Source organism: Cohnella abietis (genome assembly GCF_004295585.1).
In the GTDB taxonomy this organism is placed as follows: Bacteria; Bacillota; Bacilli; order Paenibacillales; family Paenibacillaceae; genus Cohnella; species Cohnella abietis.
Window position 1 is genome coordinate 1,849,996 of sequence record NZ_AP019400.1, and the last position, 20,869, is coordinate 1,870,864.

A 20,869-nucleotide genomic window follows, 5' to 3' on the forward strand; every position below is an offset into this window, starting at 1 on the left:
GCCCCACACCATCTTCAACAAAGCGCAGCTTTGTTGAAGATGTACTGTGTGAACCTTGATTTACCAGGAGAAGTCGAGGTCAATAGTCCTGCTCTGGCCAGGTTTAGGGTGCGGCGGGTTATTGTTACGCGATGCCAACCTAAATCCTCTGCAGCCTGCGAGGGGGTAAAGGGGGCGTTCCTGCGTGCTGCGTAATCCATTATCGCTCGATCCAAAGGGTTCTTAAGGGACTGGTTAGTTGGTTTTTCCAAGCTCCATTTGCCTTTAGTTTGCATTAGCAACTGCTGGCATCTGCGTGGGTGCTCCATGATATCGTCATAGGAAAAGCGAATAACAATCCAATCGTCGAAAATGAGGTGGTTTTGGCGTTGTAAATGATCGGCAAACTGCCAGCGGTCAGCGTTTCGCCAATGAGGACCGAACCCATCTATCTCGATCGCGATTTGGCCGCCAGCCAAAAACCAAGCAAAATCCAAATAGCGATAGCCATCCTTGAAGTCCCGTACCTCAAATTCCGCCATCAGGCCATTAAAGCTGTGAAATATCGGCCACCAAACTTTCACTAAAAATTGTTTTTGCGCATGATTCATTTCACTTAACAGTCTGCGTTTCCTTTCCCCACTGCTGACCTTCTCCTGATTCGCTGTCCACACCTCAAAAGCAGCTTCGAATTGTGCATCATTTTTAACAACCATAAATTCATGTCTCCCTCCTGAAATAAAATACGCCGTCCGCCCAGATGATCTGGAACGAACGGCGCGTGCTTCGCAACCTCATATATTTCATTCTAACTAATGCTAACTAAGATATTACAAAATGTGCTTCCTATCTACAAGCCCTATTTTCCAGTTGAAGGACAGAGGTACAAGCACACTCCGCTCCTAGTACATAGTTTATAGAACAACGGGGAAAACGATCAACTATTATGCGGATTGTAGCTTCGCCGTTTGCATTTGTATTGCACTGGTTTACATCGTTTGCATCTGTATTGCACTGGTTTACATCGTTTGCATCTGAAATGCACTTGTTTACATCGTTTGCACCCATGGAAGGAGTTGAATATTGATGGCACGCATTACTCGTTCGCAAGCTCAAAATCTAGTTGGTAAAAAGATTTATGCGGTCCGCAAAGATGGCTCTGTCGTCTCGGGCAAGCTTGTTCGTATTCTTGGTAATCAATTGGTGTTGGAGCAACCTAAAGGCAAGAAGGTGAGCACGAAAGCGATTCTACCGCTTGCGTTGTTCGATATACTAGCTATAGGGACATTTGATGGTGGCTTCGGATTTGGTGGAGGCTTTGATGGCGGCTTCGGTGGCGGCTTTGGTGGAGGTTTCGGTGGTTGGTGGTAACCTAATAGCGTAATATGAAACTACGAAACAACGGACCGAGATTTTCGGTCCGTTGTTTTAATTCCATCCTTCATCAGCTAAGGATTTGGCAAGCTCAATAAATCGCAGTTCGGGAAGCAATCGAACGATATAATAGCCGTTACGCTGGTAAAAACGGAGCGCGCGGGTGTTATTATCGTCTACATAAACACGCGCCATCGTACAGCCCTTTTTACGACCGTGCTGCTCAGCCCGTTTCATCAGCTCTGTTCCCCATTGTCGATTCTGATATTGGGAATGAACAGCTAATAAATTAATAAATAATATTTTGTATCGAAACTCCATCTGGAGGAAAGCTAAAGGTACGCTTCGCCGAGATTGAGCAATAACTAGCGTTGCGCCCTTTCGAAGACGGCGAGTAATTTCGTTATGCAGTCGCCTATCTCGCGGGTGCTGCCAAGGGGAAATGGGTACCAGCTGTGTGCGAACAAGATCAACAATTCCTTTGTCGTCCCGTGGTTGTTTCCAGCGAATCAAGAGGAGCACCTCCCCATTTTCAATTCGTCTTCCATAGCTTATTCGCATGGCAAGAGTCGATAATACAACGTATGAACAAGTTATTTGAACGGTAACGGCTAAGATGTGTATTGACGAATGGCTTGGTGAAGAATATAATGAATGCTAAATCGACTGAAATACAAATGGCCGTGATGAGGAAAAAGCGATGGGGCTCTTATGCTCAGAGAGTGTCGGATTAGCTGAGACCGATGCCTTAACCCCTGTACGCGAAGTCTCCTCGGAGCTGTTCGCCTGAACCGCCTAATAGGCACATTAGGGAGAATCGGATTGGCGCTCGTTATTGCGCTTAAAGTATGCATTGTCTCAGGATTTACTCTGAGGACATCTTACTTTATAAGGCCGTCATCGTGAGATGCGCGGCAAACTCGGGTGGTACCGCGGAAGCAACAGCCTTTCGTCCCAAGACAGCCATATTGGCGTTGGGATGAAGGGCTTTTTGATTTGTAGAAAGGAGGAATATGGATGAGTGCACAGAGTGTTACATTGAAATCCAAAGAAGAATTGATTGAAAAGTGGAGTAAGCCAGAAGTAATTACAGGTTCTGAAATACTGCTTCGTAGTTTGTTACTGGAGGGAGCAGAGTGCGTCTTCGGCTATCCTGGTGGCGCGGTATTGTTCATTTATGATGCTATGCATGGCTTTTCCGATTTCCAGCATCTTCTTACACGTCATGAGCAAGGCGCTATTCATGCCGCAGACGGATATGCACGTTCTACCGGTAAGGTAGGTGTTTGTATCGCGACTTCGGGACCGGGGGCTACAAACCTAGTCACAGGAATTGCGACTGCTTATATGGATTCCGTGCCGATGGTAGTCATCACCGGTAACGTAGCCACTAGTCTCATTGGTACAGATGCTTTCCAAGAAGCGGACATTGTTGGTATAACGATGCCGATTACTAAACATAGTTATTTGGTACGCAAGGCGGAGGATTTGCCACGTGTGATCCACGAAGCGTTCCACATTGCCAATAGCGGACGTAAAGGTCCGGTGCTCATCGATATTCCGAAGGATGTATCTGCTGAGAAGACGCTTTTCCAAGCAGTTTCAAAAGTAGATCTTCGTGGTTACAATCCAACGGTTCAGCCGAATAAGAATCAATTGGAGAAAATGATCCGTGCAATCGAGTCTGCCGAGAAGCCTATCATCTTAGCTGGTGGTGGAGTTGTATACTCGGGAGCTCACGAGGAGCTGCACGAGTTCGTAACGAAGACAGGAATTCCTACGACGACGACATTGCTTGGTCTAGGTGGCTTCCCAAGTGGTCATGAGCTGCATATGGGTATGCCCGGCATGCACGGAACATGGACAGCGAATACCGCTATCCAGACAGCCGATTTGCTCATCAACATCGGTGCACGATTCGATGATCGCGTAACAGGTAAGCTAGCTGGCTTTGCGCCGCACGCGAAAATCGTTCACATCGATATTGATCCGGCGGAGATCGGTAAGAATGTTCCTACGGATGTACCAATTGTTGGAGATGTTAAAGCGGTTCTTCAGCAGGCTAACCTTATTGCGAAGTACGCTAGCAAAGCTGATGCTTGGCGTAAGCAAATTCAAGAGTGGAAGGCCGATAAGCCTTTCAAATATGTTGATTCCGACGTTGAATTGAAGCCGCAATGGGTTGTGTCAATGATTCACGATACAACGAATGGCGATGCCATTGTTACGACTGATGTAGGTCAGCACCAAATGTGGGCAGCTCAGTATTATCCATTTAATAAGCCGCGTTCATGGGTTACTTCAGGTGGATTAGGGACGATGGGCTTTGGCTTCCCGTCCGCAATTGGAGCACAGATGGGTAATCCGGGACGTACGGTTGTATCTATTAATGGTGATGGCGGCATGCAGATGTGTGCCCAAGAGCTTGCTATCTGTGCGATCAACAACATTCCGGTTAAAGTAGCCATCATTAACAACCAGGTGCTTGGAATGGTTCGTCAGTGGCAGGAGCTAATCTACGATAATCGTTACAGCCATATTGACCTTGCTGGCAGTCCTGATTTCGTTAAGCTGGCCGAAGCCTATGGCGTTAAAGGCTTTAGAGCTTCGAACAAGGAGGATGCTCTTCGCGTTTGGAATGAAGCACTAGCGCATCCAGGTCCTGCTGTTGTAGAATTTGTCGTTCGTAAGAACGAGAACGTGTATCCAATGGTTACCCAAGGAAGCACGATTGATCAGATGATCATGGGGGACTCCGAATGAACCGTAAATATACGATAGCGATACTCGTGAATGACCAACCAGGTGTACTGCAGCGTGTTTCCGGCTTGTTCGGTCGCCGTGGCTTCAACATCGAGAGCATTACTGTAGGCTCCTCTGAAGAGCCGGGCTTATCCCGTATGGTCATTGTCACTACAGGCGATGATCATACGTTGGAGCAAGTTCAGAAGCAATTGTACAAGCTGATTGATGTTATTAAAGTCATTGATATCAGTGGTAATCCAATGGTCGGTCGGGAGCTCGGTTTGATCAAAATTGGGGCAGAGCCGTCTATCCGACCTGAAGTTCTAGGAATCGTAGAAACATTCCGTGCAGCTGTAGTCGATATCGGACCAACGACTTTAATTGTACAGGTAGTTGGAGATTCTGATAAAATTGATGCGATGATTGAATTGCTGAAGCCTTACGGCATTCGTGAGCTTTCACGCACAGGTGTGACGGCAATGAATAGAGGCACCAGATAGTGTAGAATGAAGTGATGTAGTTCTTGTCGCCTGCTCGGAGCGGGTATTCGAGGGGAGAAGCCGGCCGACTGGTCTCATTCTCCCTTGGAACGCCCGCTTCGAGGGTCGACAAAATCTTTTTTATTATATTAAGGAGGAACACAATCCAATGGCAGTTAATTTATTTCATGAAAAAGACGCTGATCTAGGCGTTCTTAAAGGCAAAACAATCGCGGTAATCGGCTACGGTAGCCAAGGTCATGCACAAGCTCAAAATCTTCGTGATAGCGGTCTTAGCGTTATTATCGGTCTTCGCGAAGGCAAATCCGCTGACAGCGCGCGTAACGACGGCTTCGAGGTATTCTCCGTTGCTGAAGCTACTAGCAAAGCGGACGTAGTACAAATCCTTATGCCAGATGAGACACAAGCAAGCGTGTATAAGAACGAAATCGAGGCTAACCTGAAAAAAGGCGCAGCGATCATGTTCTCTCATGGCTTTAACGTACATTTCGGCCAAATCGTAGCTCCTGCGGACGCTGACGTCCTTCTAATTGCTCCGAAATCTCCTGGTCACATGGTTCGTCGTACTTATGTTGAGGGCTTCGGCGTACCGGGACTAATCGCTATTCATCAGAACGGAACAGGCAAAGCATTCGATATCGGTATGGCTTATGCAAAAGGTATCGGCTGTACACGTGCGGGAGTTATCGAAACTTCTTTCCGTGAAGAAACAGAAACGGATCTGTTCGGCGAGCAAGCAGTTCTTTGCGGCGGTGCATCTGCACTCGTTAAAGCTGGATTTGAAACACTTGTTGAAGCAGGTTATGCTCCTGAGATGGCTTACTTCGAATGTTTGCATGAGCTTAAACTAATCGTTGACCTCATGTATGAAGGTGGACTTGCTTCCATGCGTAGCTCCATCTCCAACACAGCTGAGTACGGTGACTATGTTACTGGACCTCGCATCGTAACAGACGAAACGAAGAAAGAAATGAAACGCGTACTCGAAGATATCCAACAAGGTAAATTCGCTCGCGACTTCATTCTTGAGAACCAATCCGGACGCGCATTCCTTACGGCAACTCGCCGCAACGAATCTGAGCACCCAATCGAAGTTGTTGGCGCTCAATTACGTGGCATGATGCACTGGATCAGCAAATAATTAATCTTCTCATCTATACGAAACCTCGGCTATACTATGCCGGGGTTTTTGTTAAAGAACGACACATAATATGATATAATTTGTGCAAAAGTCATGAATGGCTTCAGGAGGTGCGGGGGCAACCCAACCATGAGAAAAATTTATATTTTTGATACGACGCTACGAGACGGGGAGCAATCTCCCGGTGTTAACCTGAACACTCAGGAGAAAGTAGAAATCGCACTCCAGCTAGAAAGATTAGGAGTGGACCGGATTGAAGCTGGATTTCCGGCAGCTTCCCCTGGAGATCTTGCAGCGGTAAGAGCTGTTGCCTTGGCAGTGAAAAATGCAACCGTTATCGGTCTAGCTCGTTCGCGTGAGCAAGATGTCGATGCAGTTGTTGAAGCACTTAAGGGTGCGAAGAATCCAGGCATCCATCTCTTTCTTGCGACATCGCCGATTCACCGTAAGCACAAGCTGCGGATGGAGAAGGAGCAAGTACTTGAAACGGCTGATCGGGTCATTCGTTATGCGAAGCAGTTTTTCGATAATGTTGAATTTTCACCAGAGGATGCTGGACGTACAGAGCTGGACTTCCTTTGTGAAGTAACGGAGATGGCGATTAAAGCGGGAGCGACTGTCGTGAACATTCCCGATACGGTCGGCTATTTGACGCCTTATGAATTCGGCAATATTTTCAAAACCTTAAAGGAAAAAGTGCCGGGAATCGAGACGATCCAATTGTCCGCACATTGCCACGACGATCTAGGTATGGCAACTGCCAACGCACTTGCGGCAATACTTAATGGTGCTGATCAAGTCGAAGGAACGATTAACGGAATTGGCGAACGCGCTGGTAATACTTCTCTGGAGGAAGTGGCGTTGACACTCGAGACTAGGGCAGAGTATTTCCAAGCCAAAACATCGCTTAATCTTAAGGAAATCGCTAGAACAAGTCGCTTAGTTAGTAAGCTGACGGGAATGGCCGTTCCGGGCAATAAAGCAATTGTTGGTGCTAATGCGTTCGCTCATGAATCCGGGATTCATCAGGATGGCATGTTGAAGGAGAAAACGACATACGAGATTATTTCTCCGGAAACGATCGGACTAAAGGATAGCAAGCTCGTTCTAGGTAAGCACTCTGGTCGTCATGCGTTCCGTGAGAAGCTCATTGATCTGGGCTATGAGCAGCTGACCGAAGAGCAAGTAAATGCGGCATTCGGCAAGTTTAAGGATTTGGCAGATCGCAAGAAGAACGTCACAGATGAAGATATTCGTGCCCTTCTTGAGGAGAAAATCATTGAAACACCGGAAATATTCGCGCTAGAACAGCTTGTCGTTTCCTTCGACAGCCATGCGACCCCGTCTGCAACAGTTACACTTAGAACTGCTGGTGGACTAGTGAAGCATGAGTCTGAGGGTAATGGCTCAGTTGATTCGATCTATCAAGCTATTGATGCGCTTTCGGGTGAAGTAGTTGAGCTTGACGATTATACGATTAAATCTGTAACCGATGGCACCGATGCCCTAGGCGAGGTGCATGTCGTTCTAAAGCAAGGCGATTCATCTGCGCAAGGACGTGGAGTTAGCACTGATATTCTGGAAGCTAGCGCTCGGGCATACGTGGATGCGCTTAACAGACTAATCGACAAGCGCAATGCTCCAGCTCGTAATCGTCGCGATAATGTCACATTGATCTAGTTAGGGAGTGGGGAACGACCGATGAACTATCAATTTTCCGCAAGATTGAGCACTTTCTCCTCCTCAGCGGTCCGTGAGATCCTTAAGCTGACGCAAAGGAAGTCTATTATTTCGTTCGCAGGCGGGTTGCCTGCCGAGGAGCATTTTCCGGTAGCTGCTATTGGAGATGCTTTTCAGCGGGTGTTAGCTGCAGGCAATAAAGCATTGCAATACGGTCTAACAGAAGGCTATTTACCTCTACGCGAGAGTATATGTACTTGGATGGGGAACAAGGGCGTAACGGTTACGCCGGAGGATATGCTCTTGACTACGGGGTCACAGCAAGCTATAGACTTGCTGACCCGTATTTACATCGATTCAGGCGATGTGATTTTAGTAGAGAAACCGACTTACCTTTCAGCTTTGCAGGTGTTCCGTTCATATGGTGCCACATTAGTGTCTGTAGATACGGATAAGGATGGCATGGATTTGGATGACCTTGCTGCAAAGCTAAAGCAATATCGTCCTAAGATGGTCTACGTCATTCCTACGTTCTCTAATCCTACAGGTAAAGCGTGGAGCTTAGAGCGACGTCTTGGCGTTCTTAAGCAATGTAGAGAGAGCGACACGCTCATTCTAGAGGATGATCCATACGGAGAGCTGAAATTTGGAGATGCTTCGGTTAACTATCCATCGTTGTTTTCTTTAGATCAGCATCCGACTGGCTCATGTGTCGTCTATACGAGTACATTTTCCAAAACAGTTGCGCCAGCGCTTCGGACGGGATGGGTAATGGCGGATCCAGAAATTATTCGTCATATGGCTCGGGCTAAGCAAGCAGCTGATCTGCATTCCAGCTCATTGGATCAGCAGACGTTGTACCAGCTAATGGAGCATTTCGATCTTGATGGTCACATTGAGTTCGTTCGCAAGGAATACGAAATCCGTATGCGCCAGATGGCGGATTTACTACAGGAGCAGCAGTGGCCTGGAGTTACTTGGAATGAGCCAAAGGGCGGTATGTTCTTCTGGCTGGAATTGCCTGAGTCAGTAGACACAGCTGAGCTACTTAAGACGGCAGTTGATCTGGGAGTTGCTTTCGTGCCAGGGATTTCTTTCTTCGCCGAGGAGAACGCCAAGAAAAATACAATGCGGCTTAACTTTACTCACAATGACTTTGAAGGCACCGTTAACGGCATGAAGCTTCTGAACAAAGCGATGGAAAGTGTTTTGGTTAAATAATTTTTAGCAATTTTTCATGGATAGAAGGGTGTGTACCACTTAGAGGGTGCGCACCCTTTTTGCTTAACCGTCAGCTTAGAATCATAATGACACCACGGGTATTATTTATGTAATGTGATTTTATAAAGTTATTTTATATAATGTGTAAAAAGTGTGCTACAATTGAATAATTCAAAATACCTAGAAGGACTTGTGATTCTTATGGCCGGTAATAATACGAAAATATTAAAAAAAGCAAATACGTATTTGGTATTAAACAGCATTATATCCGCGGAATCGATAACAATCGAAGATGTTGCGAAAAAAACGAAATTAAGCCGCCCTACAATAGTAAATATTGTGAAGGAGCTGACAGAGAGAGACATTATTTTTAAGTCTGGCTATGCGGAATATACGGGCGGTAGACTTCCGACTTTACTTTCTCTAAATGCCAATGCTTATTACACGATCGGAATCGATTTTGAATTTCCTCCAATACGAATGGTTATCTCTAATCTTAAAGGAGAAGTCATCGAGAAGAGAGGAATATCCGTTGATAAAAATGCTACCCGAAATGAAATTATTCAAGCTATGTTTGAGGAGCTGGATGATTTAATTGCTTCTTCGGGAATCGCCAAAGAAAAGTTTATTGGGATTGGGATTGGCCTACTCGGCTACCTGAAAGCAAACGAAGGAATTTCAATTGAAATTCTTCGGATACTTGATTGGAAAGATGTTGATTTCAAAAGCCTGGTCAAAGAGAGATATAATTTGCCTGTTTACATGCAAAATGATATTCATATGATGGCTTTGGCCGAGAAGAGATTATTTTTACCTCAGATTGAGGGGGATTTCGCTTATATCGGTATACGGCCAGGCATTCGGTCAGGGATCGGATTAGCTATGTATATTAATGGTTCTTTCTATGGCGGTACTAATGGTAACGCCCACTTACTTGGGCACATGACGATTGACTTAAACGGAGCCCCCTGCTTCTGCGGCAGTAAGGGATGCTTGGAGTCCATTGCCGGGGAACCTAATCTTGTCATGCGTTATAAGCGTCTGCTTGGAGAAGATTTAGACAATGTGGATATACACAGCATCAGGGATATTTACGCACGAGCGCTGGATGGAGAAGCAACGGCCAAGGACGTGCTGGATGAGGCTGGGAGCTCGCTCGGTATAGGAATTGCAAACGTAGTTAAGCTGTTTGGTTTGACAACTGTAGTTATCGGAGGCCCCGATAGCGAGCTTTATACGAGCATCATTCGGGATCATCTGAAGAAAAATATATTTAAATACATGGCGAATGATCTTGAGATTATCGTTGGACAGCTGCAAGAGGATTTGTTTCCATTAGGAAGCTGCTTCCTCGTCATTGATCAATTTTTCAAGGAGCCTAGACTGTATTTGTAATGGTATTTATAGGATAATTATTGATAAAAATTCCTAAATAGAGTGAAAATAGTCGGAGCCTTTGTGAGTGTAAACTACTCAACAAAGGCTTTTTTATCTTTTGTTAAATACTTTTACAAAATAGATTGACTTATTAAAAGATGGCTATTATGATAAAGCTACTCAAAGGATATCTGACATGCGGGGAGATATGTGAAATGGAAATGAGAAAGAAAAACAAGCTTCAAAATCGCGCGTTAAATGTTGTTACCGCATTCATTGTCGTAGCAAGCTTGCTTCCGTTGTTCTGGTTATTCTTAACCTCCATTAAGCCTCAGGTCATCGCATTCGCGTTGCCGCCTAAGTGGATTTTTACACCAACCTTCCAGAACTTTGTAAACGTTTTTACGGATGCGAGCTTTATGAAAAGCTACTCCAATAGCTTGATCGTTAGCTTAATGACAACAGCAATATCATTGTACTTTGGAGTTCTATCCGGTTACTCCTTGGCAAGATCCAAATCGATGGCTAGCAAGGTAATGGGATTATGGATCATTCTTGTTCGGATGGCATCTCCGGTCATGTTTATCCTCCCACTCTACATGATGCTGAGAGAGACAAACCTGCTTGACACGTACCTGGGACTATCACTTACTTATCTTTTGATAACGCTGCCATTCGTCACATGGATGATGTCGAGCTTCTTCAAAGGAATACCTGAAGAAATCGAAGAGGCTGCTCTGCTGGACGGCTGCGGAAGAGTAAAGGTTCTTGTAAGAATCAATCTACCTCTCGTGCTTCCAGGCATTGCAACTTGTGCAATCTTCACCTTCATTAGCGCTTGGAATGAATTCTTATATGCGCTGATCATATCAGGAAGAGGAACGCGAACAGCACCGGTAATGGTGCAAGGGTTTATCTCCTTCGAGGGAATTAATTGGGGCGAGCTATCAGCAGTAGGTGTGTTCGTTACTTTACCCGTACTCATCGTTTCATTCATCTTTCAAAAGGGTTTAGTGAAAGGGCTTACGGGAGGCGCGGTCAAGTAATAGGGAACAACATCATCATTGGCTGATTACGTTTTGGGAGGTGATGAGAGCAAGCTAATACTGGAACACAAATGAATGTGCGGGTTATCTTCATTTACTTCAGAGAGGGTGTCAGAGTATGAAAAAATTAAATATGTTCATTGCTCTTCTAATCGTCATTTCACTTGTTTTAGCAGGCTGCGGCGATTCTAATAAAACGGGCTCAGCAAGTGGTCAACCATCAGAAGGACAAACAGACAAGCCTTTTGCTGGTGAAAAAATAAATGTACTTATACTTAAAACTCCAGCTTGGGATGCTCTGGTCAGTAAGACAGCAGAATTCGAAAAAGCTACAGGAATGAAAGTCAATTTCGATTCGCTTCCAGAGAAATCATTCTTTCAGAAGCTAGATGTGTCCCTATCTGCAAGAACAGGTGAATACGATGTCGTCTGGGGAAACAACAAGAGCTTACCTTCTATGATCTCAGGCGATTGGATTGAGCCGATAGATTCTTATCTGAACGATGCTAGCTTGACGGAAGCATCTTATGAGTATAGTGATTTCATTCCTAAGCTAGCCAAGAACCTGTCTATGGATGGGAAAATCTACGGGCTGCCCGGTAACGGAGAAGCCAACATTCTTTATTACAACAAGAAAATGTTTGAAGAGGCTGGATTAACTGCACCGCCTAAAAATCTTACCGAGCTCAAGGAATATGCTAAACAACTGACTAAACCAGAGAAGAAGCAATCTGGAATTGTAGTTAGAGCAACAAGAGAAGGCAATGCAAACAGCTTCTCTTGGATCATGGTTTGGAAGATGCTTGGTGGAAACTGGCTTGAACAAGCCGATGCTCCATATGCTGTTCTAGATAAACAAGCAGCTATTGATGCAACAAATCTGTGGATCGAGCTAGTGAATAACTATGCACCAGAAGGAATTCACAGCTATGGCTTTAATGAATCTCTTCTTGCCTTCCAGCAAGGTAAAGCAGCGATGATGATTGATGTAAACACGTTCATGCCAGAAGTTGAAAACCCAGACAAATCCACAGTAGCTGGAAACGTTGGCTATAGCGTTCTTGAGGGTGTTGGCGACGAATATACGGTTGGTCCTACATGGGGAATATTTATGCCTAAAGACACAAACAAGAAAACAGCCGCTTGGGAATTTATGAAATGGGCAACAAGTAAAGAAGTTATGCAGGATATGGCAACGAAAAAGCAACGTTCTGATGCAACACGTACTTCAGTAATCGATTCTGAGGAATTTAAGAATAACTTTAATGCGGAATGGGGTGAAGCGAATAAAATAGCGCTTAACCATACGGATTTCGGTTATACGCCTCTTGTTCCTGAAGGCAGTGAGATTCGCGAAGCTTTATCCATCGCTATATCCAAGGCAGCAACAGGACAAGCATCTGTAGAGAAGGCCTTGAAGGAAGCGAACGATCGTATTAAGAAAATCATGGGTAATAAATAATTTTTTCTGCAGTGGGGGGAGAGACCTCTCTCCCCATTTAGAAAGGAGGCAAACAAGATATTATGGCAAATTATCAGCTACCGTTGCCTCGCGCAAACAAGAAAAGAAGCATGATGAAATCTCGAGACAGTATGGTTCTACTTCTACTAATCGCACCAGCTTTCATTATATTGCTTGTGCTTAGTATGGGGCCTCTCATGCACAGTATTTACACGGGAATGTTTTCTTCAAACCTAGCCAAATCAACAAAGACGTTCGTAGGCTTCGGAAATTACAAGGAAATCATGCAGGATACTTATTTCTGGAATGCGTTCTTTAACACTTTGTACCAGGTTTTTGGAACGGTGGGCATTCAATTACTTGTCGGTATGGGTATTGCACTGCTACTAGCAAGAACGTTCAAAGGGGTTAAGATTTTGCGATCCCTGTATCTTCTTCCTATGATGACGACGCCTATAGTTGTAGGGTTGGTCTGGAGAATGCTCTACAATCCGGAGCTCGGGCTGATCAACTACTATTTGGATAAGATAGGGATCTCAGGGCCGAACTGGCTTGGTGATCCGAGCTGGGCGATGCCGTCCATCATTCTAGCAGATGTATGGCTATCGACTCCGTTCTTGACCATGATCCTGCTAGCAGGACTTCAGACGCTTCCTACAGAGCCCTATGAATCGGCCGAGCTGGATGGCGCTAATCGCTTTCAAACCTTCTGGTATATTACAATGCCGCTTCTTAAGCCTTATATCTATATGGCGATATTGTTCCGCTTAATGGATGCTATTAAACGTTTCGATACCATCTACATCATGACGGGCGGCGGTCCAGGTAATAAGACGGAAACTCTCAACATCTATGTGTATCACCAAGCATTTGAGTTCCTAAAAACCGGATATGCTGCTGCTTTATCCAACGTCATGCTTGTATTCATTTTAGTTATCAGTATTTATTTCTTACGCAAGATACAGAAGTCTTAGAAATTAAAAATAGATAGGAGATTGTTATTATGCAGAAACCATGGGTTCAAGTCGCAATTGATACACTTAATGTAGAGAAAGCTCGTCAATATACTGAAATTGCTTTAAAGGCGGGTGCAGATTGGATTGAAGCGGGAACACCGCTTATCTACTATGAGGGCATCAATATTATCGGCAAAATGGTAGAGTTCAGCGGCAATGTACCCGTTGTTGCGGATTTTAAGGCACAGGATGGCGTTTATAAATACTTCGCTGAGGCGGCTAAACAAGGGGCAAAGGTTGCGACTGTCCTAGCGACTATGAATGATGGAAGCATTAAAGAGGCTGTAAGAGCTGGTAGAGAGACTGGTATTAAAGTGTGCGGTGATTTGTTCTCCGTTAAGCCTGAAAATTTGGTTGAGCGTGCGAAGGAAGTCGAAGCGCTGGGCGTCGATTATTTGCTTAAGCATTTGGGGATGGATGAAACAAGATATTATCCGGAGCGGAAATGTGCGGATTATGTGAAGGAAATTGTAGAAGCTGTGCAAATACCAGTGGGTGTATCTACCTTTACCATTGACGATGCTTTGGAATCCCTTTCTGTTGGAGCATCCTTCATTGTCCAAGGCGAGCCGATATTAAGCTCGGAAAATGCTTTGGAGAAATTGACGGACTTCATCAAAACAGTTAAGGCAGCCCAATAAAGATAAGCTTAAAACCTAATGACAGAGGGGAACGAGAGAAATGAAAGCAGCAGTCATTAAAGAACCTTATCGGTTTACAATTGAAGATCATCCAATACCGGAGCCGAAGCAAGGCGAAGTACGAATCCGAATTCACTCCGTTGGTATTTGTGGCTCCGATGTTCATGGCATGGAGGCAGATGGGGGAGCAAGACGTGTTCCTGGACTCGTTATAGGACATGAATCAGCGGGTCAGATCGAAGCAGTTGGACCAGATGCAGGACCATGGAAGGTCGGAGATCGTGTCGCTATTGATCCTCAGCTATCTTGTGGCTATTGCTATGCTTGTGAAAGAGGCTGGAAAAACCTATGCGAGAACGGCGTAACAATCGGATCCTCTCGTAAACAAATGACACATGGAACAATGCGTGAGTATATCACGGTTCCTACGAGACAGATTTATAAACTTCCAGACAATGTTAGCTTTGACGAGGGAGCGACTTTGGATTTCGTCGGAAATGCAGTTCACGTTCTTAATCGTGCGAACAGCAAGCTTGGTGACACCTTCCTAGTCATTGGTACCGGTGCAATTGGCTTGATCGCCGTTCAGCTTGCTAAGCTAAGAGGTGCAGGTAAGGTTATCGCAGTAGATACATCGCCTTCGAAGCTTAAACTGGCTGAGCAATTCGGTGCGGATAGAACGATAAATCCGATGTTTGAAGATGTACTACAGGTCGTTAAAGATGAAACGGGCGGTTACGGAGCGGATATTGTTCTAGAGATGGTTGGGTTGCCGTCTACGTATGAAACAGCGATACTAGCTGCCAAAATGCAAGGAACCGTTATGGCACTCGGCTTTGCGGCTAGTCAGGTAACAATCCCGATCCAGGCGCTGCTTTTCAGCGAAATAACGATAGTTGGCTGTACGGGGTTCTCCTTTGAAGGAGAGACTGTGCTTAAAATGATCAGTGATGGCAGAATTAATGTTAAACCACTTATTACACATGAATATCCGTTAGAAGAAATTGATAGAGGCTTTGAAGTTTTGCGTGATAAGACAGCTGACGCCATTAAAGTTATTATTCATCCCTAATTTGTTAAAACACATCGAGGTGCACAATTCATGGACATCAAGGAAACGGCAATTAAGTTAAGTAACTTTATTGATGGACAATGGGTACAATCGGCTTCTAACGACACTGAAGCCGTATACCAGCCAGCAACAGGAGAAATTATCGCCTACACACCTTTGTCCTCGCAGGAGGATGTGGATCGCGGTGTGCAAGCAGCGAAGAATGCATTCTCTTCTTGGAGCCAAACTCCAGTACCTAAGAGAGCTAGAGTTCTCTTCCGATACCAGCAGCTGCTCGTTGAGCATTGGGAAGAGCTTGCCAAACTCATTACGACTGAGAACGGCAAGAGCTATGAAGAGGCGTACGGAGAAGTGCTCCGTGGAATCGAATGCGTGGAATTCGCAGCTGGTGCCCCGTCTCTTATGATGGGCAAGCAGCTTCCAGATATCGCAAGCCGGATGGAGTCGGGCATGTACAGGTATCCAATAGGCGTTATCGGGGGTATTACCCCCTTTAACTTCCCGATGATGGTCCCTTGCTGGATGTTTCCATTAGCGATAGCGTGCGGCAACACATTTGTTCTGAAGCCTTCAGAAAGAACGCCGTTGCTCGCTAACCGTCTTGCTGAATTGACGAAGGAAGCGGGTTTCCCTGACGGTGTATTCAATATCGTGCACGGAGCGCGTGATGTAGTGAATGGACTTATTCATCATCCAGATGTTAAGGCGATCTCATTCGTGGGTTCACAGCCGGTTGCCGAATATGTACACAAGACTGCTTCAGCAAGCGGTAAGCGGGTTCAGGCGTTAGCAGGTGCTAAGAACCATAGCATTGTTATGCATGATGCGGATATGGATTTAACGGTTCGTCAGATTATTAACGCTTCCTTCGGATCAGCCGGAGAGCGCTGTATGGCTTGCTCTGTCGTTGTAGCTGTTGGGGACATTGCTGATAAGCTAGTAGAACGGATTAAAGAGGCAAGTGATGAGATTCGCATCGGTAATGGATTGGAGCCTGATGTGTTCCTCGGTCCATTGATCAGAGATTCCCATAAGAATCGGACACTAGAATACATTAAGAGCGGCGAGGAGGAAGGCGCATCCCTCATTAGGGACGGTCGTACTGCTCCAGAAGCTTCTGATAAAGGATACTTCCTTGGACCTACTATATTCGATAATGTGAAATCCGATATGAAAATATGGCGGGATGAGATTTTTGCACCTGTACTCTCTATTATGCGTGTGGAAAGCTTAGAGCAAGCAATCGGCATTCTTAACCAATCTGAATTTGCGAATGGAGCTTGTATCTATACGCAAAACGGAAGCTATGTTCGTCAATTCAGAGAGACTGTAGATGCAGGGATGCTTGGCGTAAATGTAGGCGTTCCAGCACCGATGGCTTTCTTCCCCTTCTCCGGCTGGAAGAGCTCGTTTTATGGAGATTTGCATGCGAATGGCTCGGACGGTGTGGAGTTCTACACACGCAAGAAAATGGTTACTGCACGCTGGTAGTCTGAGCACTTAAGTCATTCATTCGATTCCAACATAAGGTGGTTCACGCATCATGAAGATGAAAGCCTTGGTTCAATATGAAAAAGGCAGCAAAAAAGTACGCTTGGAAGAAATTCCGGTTCCTGACGATCTAGGACCCAAAGAAATTTTGATGCAGGTTCAAGCGGTCGGCGTTTGCGGCAGCGACCTTCATATTTATCATGGTACCAATGGCTTCTATGTTAAGCCTCGGCTTGTACTTGGGCATGAATATTCCGGAACTGTAGTTGAGGTAGGCTCAAGCGTCAAAATGTTCAAGAAAGGGGATCGCATCGTTAGCGAGACTCCGATCTATGTGTGCGATGCTTGCGTGTATTGTCGTTCCGGACAATTCGATCTTTGCCCTCACCGCTTGGCGTTCGGCGCTACAGCTGACGGAGGTATGGCGCAATACGTCAAAACCCGTGAGGGAATTTGCCATCATGTGCCTGATAGCATTTCATACGAGCAAGCTGCCCTTACAGAACCCGTTAGCGTTGCCTACAACGCAGTAGCTCATCATTCCCACATCCAGCCTGGAGATCATGTTGTTATCATTGGCCCAGGTCCTATCGGACTCATGTGCCTTCAGATGGCCAAGCTATCTTCTCCAGGACATCTAACCATCATCGGAACGAAGAGGGATGCTAAGCGATTAGAGCTTGCTAAGTCCTTCGGCGCAGATGAAGTTATAATAGTAGAGGAAGAGGATGCAGTAGCTAAGGTTACGCAGGTAGGAGACGGCTTTGGTGCTGACCTAGTCGTGGACTGCGTAGGAATAAGCGCTACCTTGCAGCAAAGCATGGAGATGGTGCGACAAGGCGGTCAGATCACGAAGGTAGGCTGGGGTCCGGCTCCGGTAGGATTTTCGCTTGACCCTATCATCCAGAAGGCGGTAAGACTTCAAGGCTCCTTCAGCCATAAGTACTATCAATGGGAGAACGTGCTGAAGCTGATGGACAAGAAAAAAATCGATCCAATGCCGATGACTAAAATATATGCAATGGATGATTGGGAGCAGGCTTTCGATGAAATGCATTCACTCGACCATGCCAAATCAATTATTTTACCGAACGCATAATTTAATTAGGGCTCTAGTTAGGAGGAAGGTACGTTGAAGCAAAATTTTGAGCTTAAGAACGATAAAATTCGCTCTCATTTTCTAGAGCTTAAGCAGCGTAATCCAGAGGCACTCAAGCAAGATTTGAATCTTTCATGGAGTAATTGGGGATTCGGGCTGGAAACACTGGACGAGTCGATGAGAAGGCTGCATGACTCGGACCTCCGATTCATTGAGCTGCACGGCAATCATTATGGGCCAGATCTGGGCTATAAGGCCAAAGACGTTCAGAAGCTGCTGCAAATTTATGGGATGGAAGTATCGGGCATATGTGGAATGTTCTCGAAGGACAATGATTTATCCAGCAATAGCGCGATACACAGACAAGCGGCCATTGATTACCTAAAGCGTGAGCTGGATTTCGCTGCAGCGGTGGGCGCCGATTATATTCTAGTTGTGCCTGGAGCGGTAGGACGTCCAACTGCTTACGATGACTCGGAATTCGAGCGAAGTGTGGAAACCCTGAATATCGTAGGTGACTTATTCGTTAAATACGGGATTAAAGCAGCTATTGAGCCTATCCGGTCAGCTGAGGTCAGCTTTATCCATACGATTAAAGATGCCAAGAGCTATATTAGAGCCGTAAATCATCCAGGAATCGCACATATTAACGGTGACATATACCACATGCAATCTGAGGAAGAGCATATTGGGGAAGCGATTATAGAAGCTGGGCCAAGGTTAGTAAACCTGCATCTAGCGGACAGTAACCGGAGCGCATTGGGACAAGGTGCAATGGATTTGGACATTATCATCATGAGCTTGTACTTGTTATCCTTCAACAGTAATGACAGATTTGTCACTCCTGAGCCGCTTGGCCCCGGTGGTGCCCCATATCCCGCTATGTATGGCAAGCCAAATAAGCAATTTTTGAATCAGCTTGTTAAAGATTCGGTTACTTATTTCCGCCAGCGTGAGGTTATTATTAAGCAAAATTTATAAAAAAATACGAAGAAGGGCTGTCTCCAAGCGTTAATTACTCTTGAGGCAGCTCTTTTCCCATTTCATATTGCTCATCCAACATATTGTCAGTATGATAATAGCTAACTCCTATAGAAACGATAGTTATTATCTATTTTGCCAATGGGGGTAAAATGTACTACAATTGAGAGAGAGTCTCAATGGACAACCTATACCTAAATTGGAGTGAATACAAATCATGTCAGAAGTTAAAAAAATTGCCGTCATCGCTGGCGACGGTATCGGACCAGAAGTAGTAGCAGAAGCTGAGAAAGTATTGAAACGTACGGAAGAGCTATTCGGCTACAAGTTTGAGCTTGAGCACGGCTTGTTCGGCGGTATCGCGATTGATGAAAGAGGCACGCCATTGCCAGAAGATACATTGGAAATGTGTCGCAAAGCTGACGCTGTTCTTCTAGGTGCTGTAGGTGGACCGAAATGGGATAACAACTCCAAGGAGCTTCGTCCCGAAACAGGATTGCTGGGCATTCGTAAAGCACTAGGGCTATTTTCCAATATTCGTCCTGCAGTCGTATTCGATTGTTTGAAAGATGCTTCTACCTTGAAGCCTGAAGTACTTGAAGGCACTGATCTGATTGTTGTTCGTGAGCTTACAGGCGGTATTTACTTCGGAGAGAAATTCCGTCGTGAAGGACCTCAAGGTGAAGAAGCAGTTGACACTTGCGTATACAATGTTACGGAAATTGAGCGTATCGTGCGTCAGGCTTTCGAAGTAGCTCAGAAGCGTAGCAAAAGATTGGCTTCCGTTGATAAAGCAAACGTACTTGAAACTTCCCGTCTTTGGAGAGAAACAGTTAATCGGATTGCACCGGAATATGCAGATGTTGAAGTGGAGCACGTGCTTGTAGATAACTGCGCAATGCAATTACTACGTCGTCCATCTAGCTTTGACGTTATCGTAACGGAAAATATGTTCGGAGACATTCTAAGTGATGAGGCTGCTATGCTGACAGGTTCTATTGGTATGCTCTCCTCTGCATCTTTAGGAGAAGGTAGCTTTGGATTGTATGAGCCAGTTCATGGATCTGCTCCTGACATCGCTGGACAAGGCATCTCGAACCCTATCGCTACAATTCTGTCGGTTGCGCTTATGTTCCGTTTGACTTTCGGCTACGAAGAAGCTGCAACAGCTATCGAAACAGCAGTTAAGAACGTACTTGATGCTGGTCATCGCACAGGCGATATCGCAGTAGATAAGAGCACAGCGATTGGTACGACAGCAATGGGCGACCTAATTGTGGCAGCAATCGTACGTTAATTATAATAATTATAAAAAAGGAATTGTTATTATCTTGACTAGCTTGTCCCTGAGTGGTACGATTTTTATCGAGAGTATTAAATAGAAAGCACTGGCATTAAGGCTGGGCTTATAGGAGGTATTTGGAAGATGGCAGAGCGTTTAGTTGGTCGTCCCGCACCGAGCTTTACTCTGGAAACAGCTACAGGAGACGGTAAGGATTTTGGTTCGGTTTCTCTTTCCGATTACCAAGGTAAATGGTTGGTATTTTTCTTCTATCCACTGGATTTCACTTTCGTATGCCCTACGGAAATTACGGCGCTTTCCGATGCTGCTGAAACCTTCAAAGGTTTGAACACAGAAGTTCTCGGCGTTAGCGTAGATAGCAAGCATAGCCACCGCGCGTGGATCAATACACCTAAGAACGATAACGGTCTTGGCCAATTGAACTTCCCACTAGCAGCTGATATTACAAAACAAGTCGCTCGCGACTATGGCGTTCTGATTGAAGAAGAAGGTATCGCATTACGCGGTCTGTTCATCATCGATCCAGAAGGCGAATTGAAATACCAGGTTGTTAATCACAACGATGTAGGCCGTAGCGTAGAAGAAACTCTTCGCGTGCTGCAAGCATTGCAATCTGGTGGCCTGTGCCCGATGAACTGGAAAGCTGGCGACAAGAACTTGGTCGCTAAGTAATAATTGCACAATGAACAACAGAAACTCCTCGGAAGTAAGTTCCGGGGAGTTTTTTGGACCATAAGGAAG

19 protein-coding genes are annotated in these 20,869 nt (G+C 45.4%); 17 read left to right on the forward strand and 2 right to left on the reverse strand.

Features of this window, described 5'->3' with window-relative positions:
- Positions 1 to 14: 14 nt before the first annotated feature.
- Positions 15 to 695, reverse strand: a complete 681-nt coding sequence (locus KCTCHS21_RS07610; protein ID WP_130606458.1) for a helix-turn-helix domain-containing protein — start codon at positions 693 to 695, stop codon at positions 15 to 17.
- A 370-nt stretch (positions 696 to 1,065) separates the two neighbouring features.
- Between KCTCHS21_RS07610 and KCTCHS21_RS07615 the strand changes: the two genes are divergently transcribed.
- The gene (locus tag KCTCHS21_RS07615) at positions 1,066 to 1,350 is read left to right on the forward strand and encodes a 50S ribosomal protein L33 (RefSeq protein ID WP_130606460.1); all 285 of its coding nucleotides are present in this window, start codon (positions 1,066 to 1,068) and stop codon (positions 1,348 to 1,350) included.
- Between the two features lie 57 nt (positions 1,351 to 1,407).
- Here the strand turns inward: KCTCHS21_RS07615 and KCTCHS21_RS07620 are convergent, their stop codons facing one another.
- Positions 1,408 to 1,866, reverse strand: coding sequence for a GNAT family N-acetyltransferase (locus tag KCTCHS21_RS07620; RefSeq protein ID WP_157993982.1), 459 nt, complete (start codon positions 1,864 to 1,866; stop codon positions 1,408 to 1,410).
- Positions 1,867 to 2,370: 504 nt separating this feature from the next.
- On the opposite strand from KCTCHS21_RS07620, the gene ilvB reads away from it, so the two are divergent.
- The 16 genes from ilvB to KCTCHS21_RS07700 all read left to right on the forward strand — a co-directional run bounded on the left by ilvB (position 2,371) and on the right by KCTCHS21_RS07700 (position 20,800).
- A complete protein-coding gene (gene ilvB / locus KCTCHS21_RS07625) occupies positions 2,371 to 4,116 on the forward strand; it encodes a biosynthetic-type acetolactate synthase large subunit (RefSeq protein WP_130606464.1) in 1,746 nt (581 codons plus the stop codon).
- Entirely contained in the window at positions 4,113 to 4,598 is a 486-nt protein-coding gene (gene ilvN, locus KCTCHS21_RS07630) for an acetolactate synthase small subunit (protein WP_130606466.1), read from the forward strand. Before ilvB ends, ilvN begins: the two co-directional genes overlap by 4 nt.
- A 148-nt stretch (positions 4,599 to 4,746) precedes the next feature.
- Complete coding sequence (ilvC, locus tag KCTCHS21_RS07635) at positions 4,747 to 5,739, forward strand: ketol-acid reductoisomerase (protein WP_130606468.1); 993 nt, start codon at positions 4,747 to 4,749, stop codon at positions 5,737 to 5,739.
- A 129-nt stretch (positions 5,740 to 5,868) separates the two neighbouring features.
- Complete coding sequence (locus tag KCTCHS21_RS07640; RefSeq protein ID WP_130606470.1) at positions 5,869 to 7,419, forward strand: 2-isopropylmalate synthase; 1,551 nt, start codon at positions 5,869 to 5,871, stop codon at positions 7,417 to 7,419.
- A gap of 21 nt (positions 7,420 to 7,440) precedes the next feature.
- Positions 7,441 to 8,640 (forward strand): aminotransferase-like domain-containing protein, encoded by a 1,200-nt coding sequence (locus KCTCHS21_RS07645; RefSeq protein ID WP_130606472.1) that lies wholly within the window; start codon positions 7,441 to 7,443, stop codon positions 8,638 to 8,640.
- Between the two features lie 162 nt (positions 8,641 to 8,802).
- Positions 8,803 to 10,035 (forward strand): ROK family transcriptional regulator, encoded by a 1,233-nt coding sequence (locus tag KCTCHS21_RS07650; protein ID WP_130606474.1) that lies wholly within the window; start codon positions 8,803 to 8,805, stop codon positions 10,033 to 10,035.
- A 197-nt stretch (positions 10,036 to 10,232) separates the two neighbouring features.
- On the forward strand, positions 10,233 to 11,063 hold the full coding sequence (locus KCTCHS21_RS07655) for a carbohydrate ABC transporter permease (protein WP_157993983.1): 831 nt from the start codon (positions 10,233 to 10,235) through the stop codon (positions 11,061 to 11,063).
- A gap of 118 nt (positions 11,064 to 11,181) precedes the next feature.
- Positions 11,182 to 12,525 carry an ABC transporter substrate-binding protein gene (locus tag KCTCHS21_RS07660; protein WP_130606478.1) on the forward strand — a complete coding sequence of 448 codons (1,344 nt, stop codon included), beginning with the start codon at positions 11,182 to 11,184 and terminating at the stop codon, positions 12,523 to 12,525.
- 62 nt (positions 12,526 to 12,587) lie between these two features.
- On the forward strand, positions 12,588 to 13,499 hold the full coding sequence (locus tag KCTCHS21_RS07665) for a carbohydrate ABC transporter permease (RefSeq protein WP_130606480.1): 912 nt from the start codon (positions 12,588 to 12,590) through the stop codon (positions 13,497 to 13,499).
- 29 nt (positions 13,500 to 13,528) lie between these two features.
- Positions 13,529 to 14,182 (forward strand): orotidine 5'-phosphate decarboxylase / HUMPS family protein, encoded by a 654-nt coding sequence (locus tag KCTCHS21_RS07670; protein WP_130606482.1) that lies wholly within the window; start codon positions 13,529 to 13,531, stop codon positions 14,180 to 14,182.
- Positions 14,183 to 14,222: 40 nt separating this feature from the next.
- Positions 14,223 to 15,254, forward strand: coding sequence for a zinc-dependent alcohol dehydrogenase (locus tag KCTCHS21_RS07675; RefSeq protein ID WP_130606484.1), 1,032 nt, complete (start codon positions 14,223 to 14,225; stop codon positions 15,252 to 15,254).
- Between the two features lie 30 nt (positions 15,255 to 15,284).
- Complete coding sequence (locus tag KCTCHS21_RS07680; RefSeq protein ID WP_130606486.1) at positions 15,285 to 16,745, forward strand: CoA-acylating methylmalonate-semialdehyde dehydrogenase; 1,461 nt, start codon at positions 15,285 to 15,287, stop codon at positions 16,743 to 16,745.
- A gap of 52 nt (positions 16,746 to 16,797) precedes the next feature.
- Positions 16,798 to 17,844, forward strand: coding sequence for a zinc-binding dehydrogenase (locus KCTCHS21_RS07685; protein WP_130606488.1), 1,047 nt, complete (start codon positions 16,798 to 16,800; stop codon positions 17,842 to 17,844).
- A 33-nt stretch (positions 17,845 to 17,877) separates the two neighbouring features.
- Positions 17,878 to 18,825: a sugar phosphate isomerase/epimerase family protein gene (locus KCTCHS21_RS07690; RefSeq protein ID WP_130606490.1), complete on the forward strand. Its 948-nt coding sequence runs from the start codon at positions 17,878 to 17,880 to the stop codon at positions 18,823 to 18,825.
- A gap of 217 nt (positions 18,826 to 19,042) precedes the next feature.
- Positions 19,043 to 20,122 (forward strand): 3-isopropylmalate dehydrogenase, encoded by a 1,080-nt coding sequence (gene leuB / locus KCTCHS21_RS07695; RefSeq protein WP_130606492.1) that lies wholly within the window; start codon positions 19,043 to 19,045, stop codon positions 20,120 to 20,122.
- A 129-nt stretch (positions 20,123 to 20,251) separates the two neighbouring features.
- Positions 20,252 to 20,800: a peroxiredoxin gene (locus KCTCHS21_RS07700; protein WP_130606494.1), complete on the forward strand. Its 549-nt coding sequence runs from the start codon at positions 20,252 to 20,254 to the stop codon at positions 20,798 to 20,800.
- The last annotated feature ends 69 nt before the right edge of the window (positions 20,801 to 20,869 follow it).

Bases quoted from the DNA above. Each gene is read 5' to 3' on its own strand.
- KCTCHS21_RS07610 (WP_130606458.1), bottom strand. From the start codon at position 695: ATGGTTGTTAAAAATGATGCACAATTCGAAGCTGCTTTTGAGGTGTGG.
- KCTCHS21_RS07615 (WP_130606460.1), top strand. From the start codon at position 1,066: ATGGCACGCATTACTCGTTCGCAAGCTCAAAATCTAGTTGGTAAAAAG.
- ilvB (WP_130606464.1), top strand. From the start codon at position 2,371: ATGAGTGCACAGAGTGTTACATTGAAATCCAAAGAAGAATTGATTGAA.
- ilvN (WP_130606466.1), top strand. From the start codon at position 4,113: ATGAACCGTAAATATACGATAGCGATACTCGTGAATGACCAACCAGGT.
- ilvC (WP_130606468.1), top strand. From the start codon at position 4,747: ATGGCAGTTAATTTATTTCATGAAAAAGACGCTGATCTAGGCGTTCTT.
- KCTCHS21_RS07640 (WP_130606470.1), top strand. From the start codon at position 5,869: ATGAGAAAAATTTATATTTTTGATACGACGCTACGAGACGGGGAGCAA.
- KCTCHS21_RS07645 (WP_130606472.1), top strand. From the start codon at position 7,441: ATGAACTATCAATTTTCCGCAAGATTGAGCACTTTCTCCTCCTCAGCG.
- KCTCHS21_RS07655 (WP_157993983.1), top strand. From the start codon at position 10,233: ATGGAAATGAGAAAGAAAAACAAGCTTCAAAATCGCGCGTTAAATGTT.
- KCTCHS21_RS07660 (WP_130606478.1), top strand. From the start codon at position 11,182: ATGAAAAAATTAAATATGTTCATTGCTCTTCTAATCGTCATTTCACTT.
- KCTCHS21_RS07665 (WP_130606480.1), top strand. From the start codon at position 12,588: ATGGCAAATTATCAGCTACCGTTGCCTCGCGCAAACAAGAAAAGAAGC.
- KCTCHS21_RS07670 (WP_130606482.1), top strand. From the start codon at position 13,529: ATGCAGAAACCATGGGTTCAAGTCGCAATTGATACACTTAATGTAGAG.
- KCTCHS21_RS07675 (WP_130606484.1), top strand. From the start codon at position 14,223: ATGAAAGCAGCAGTCATTAAAGAACCTTATCGGTTTACAATTGAAGAT.
- KCTCHS21_RS07680 (WP_130606486.1), top strand. From the start codon at position 15,285: ATGGACATCAAGGAAACGGCAATTAAGTTAAGTAACTTTATTGATGGA.
- KCTCHS21_RS07685 (WP_130606488.1), top strand. From the start codon at position 16,798: ATGAAGATGAAAGCCTTGGTTCAATATGAAAAAGGCAGCAAAAAAGTA.
- leuB (WP_130606492.1), top strand. From the start codon at position 19,043: ATGTCAGAAGTTAAAAAAATTGCCGTCATCGCTGGCGACGGTATCGGA.
- KCTCHS21_RS07700 (WP_130606494.1), top strand. From the start codon at position 20,252: ATGGCAGAGCGTTTAGTTGGTCGTCCCGCACCGAGCTTTACTCTGGAA.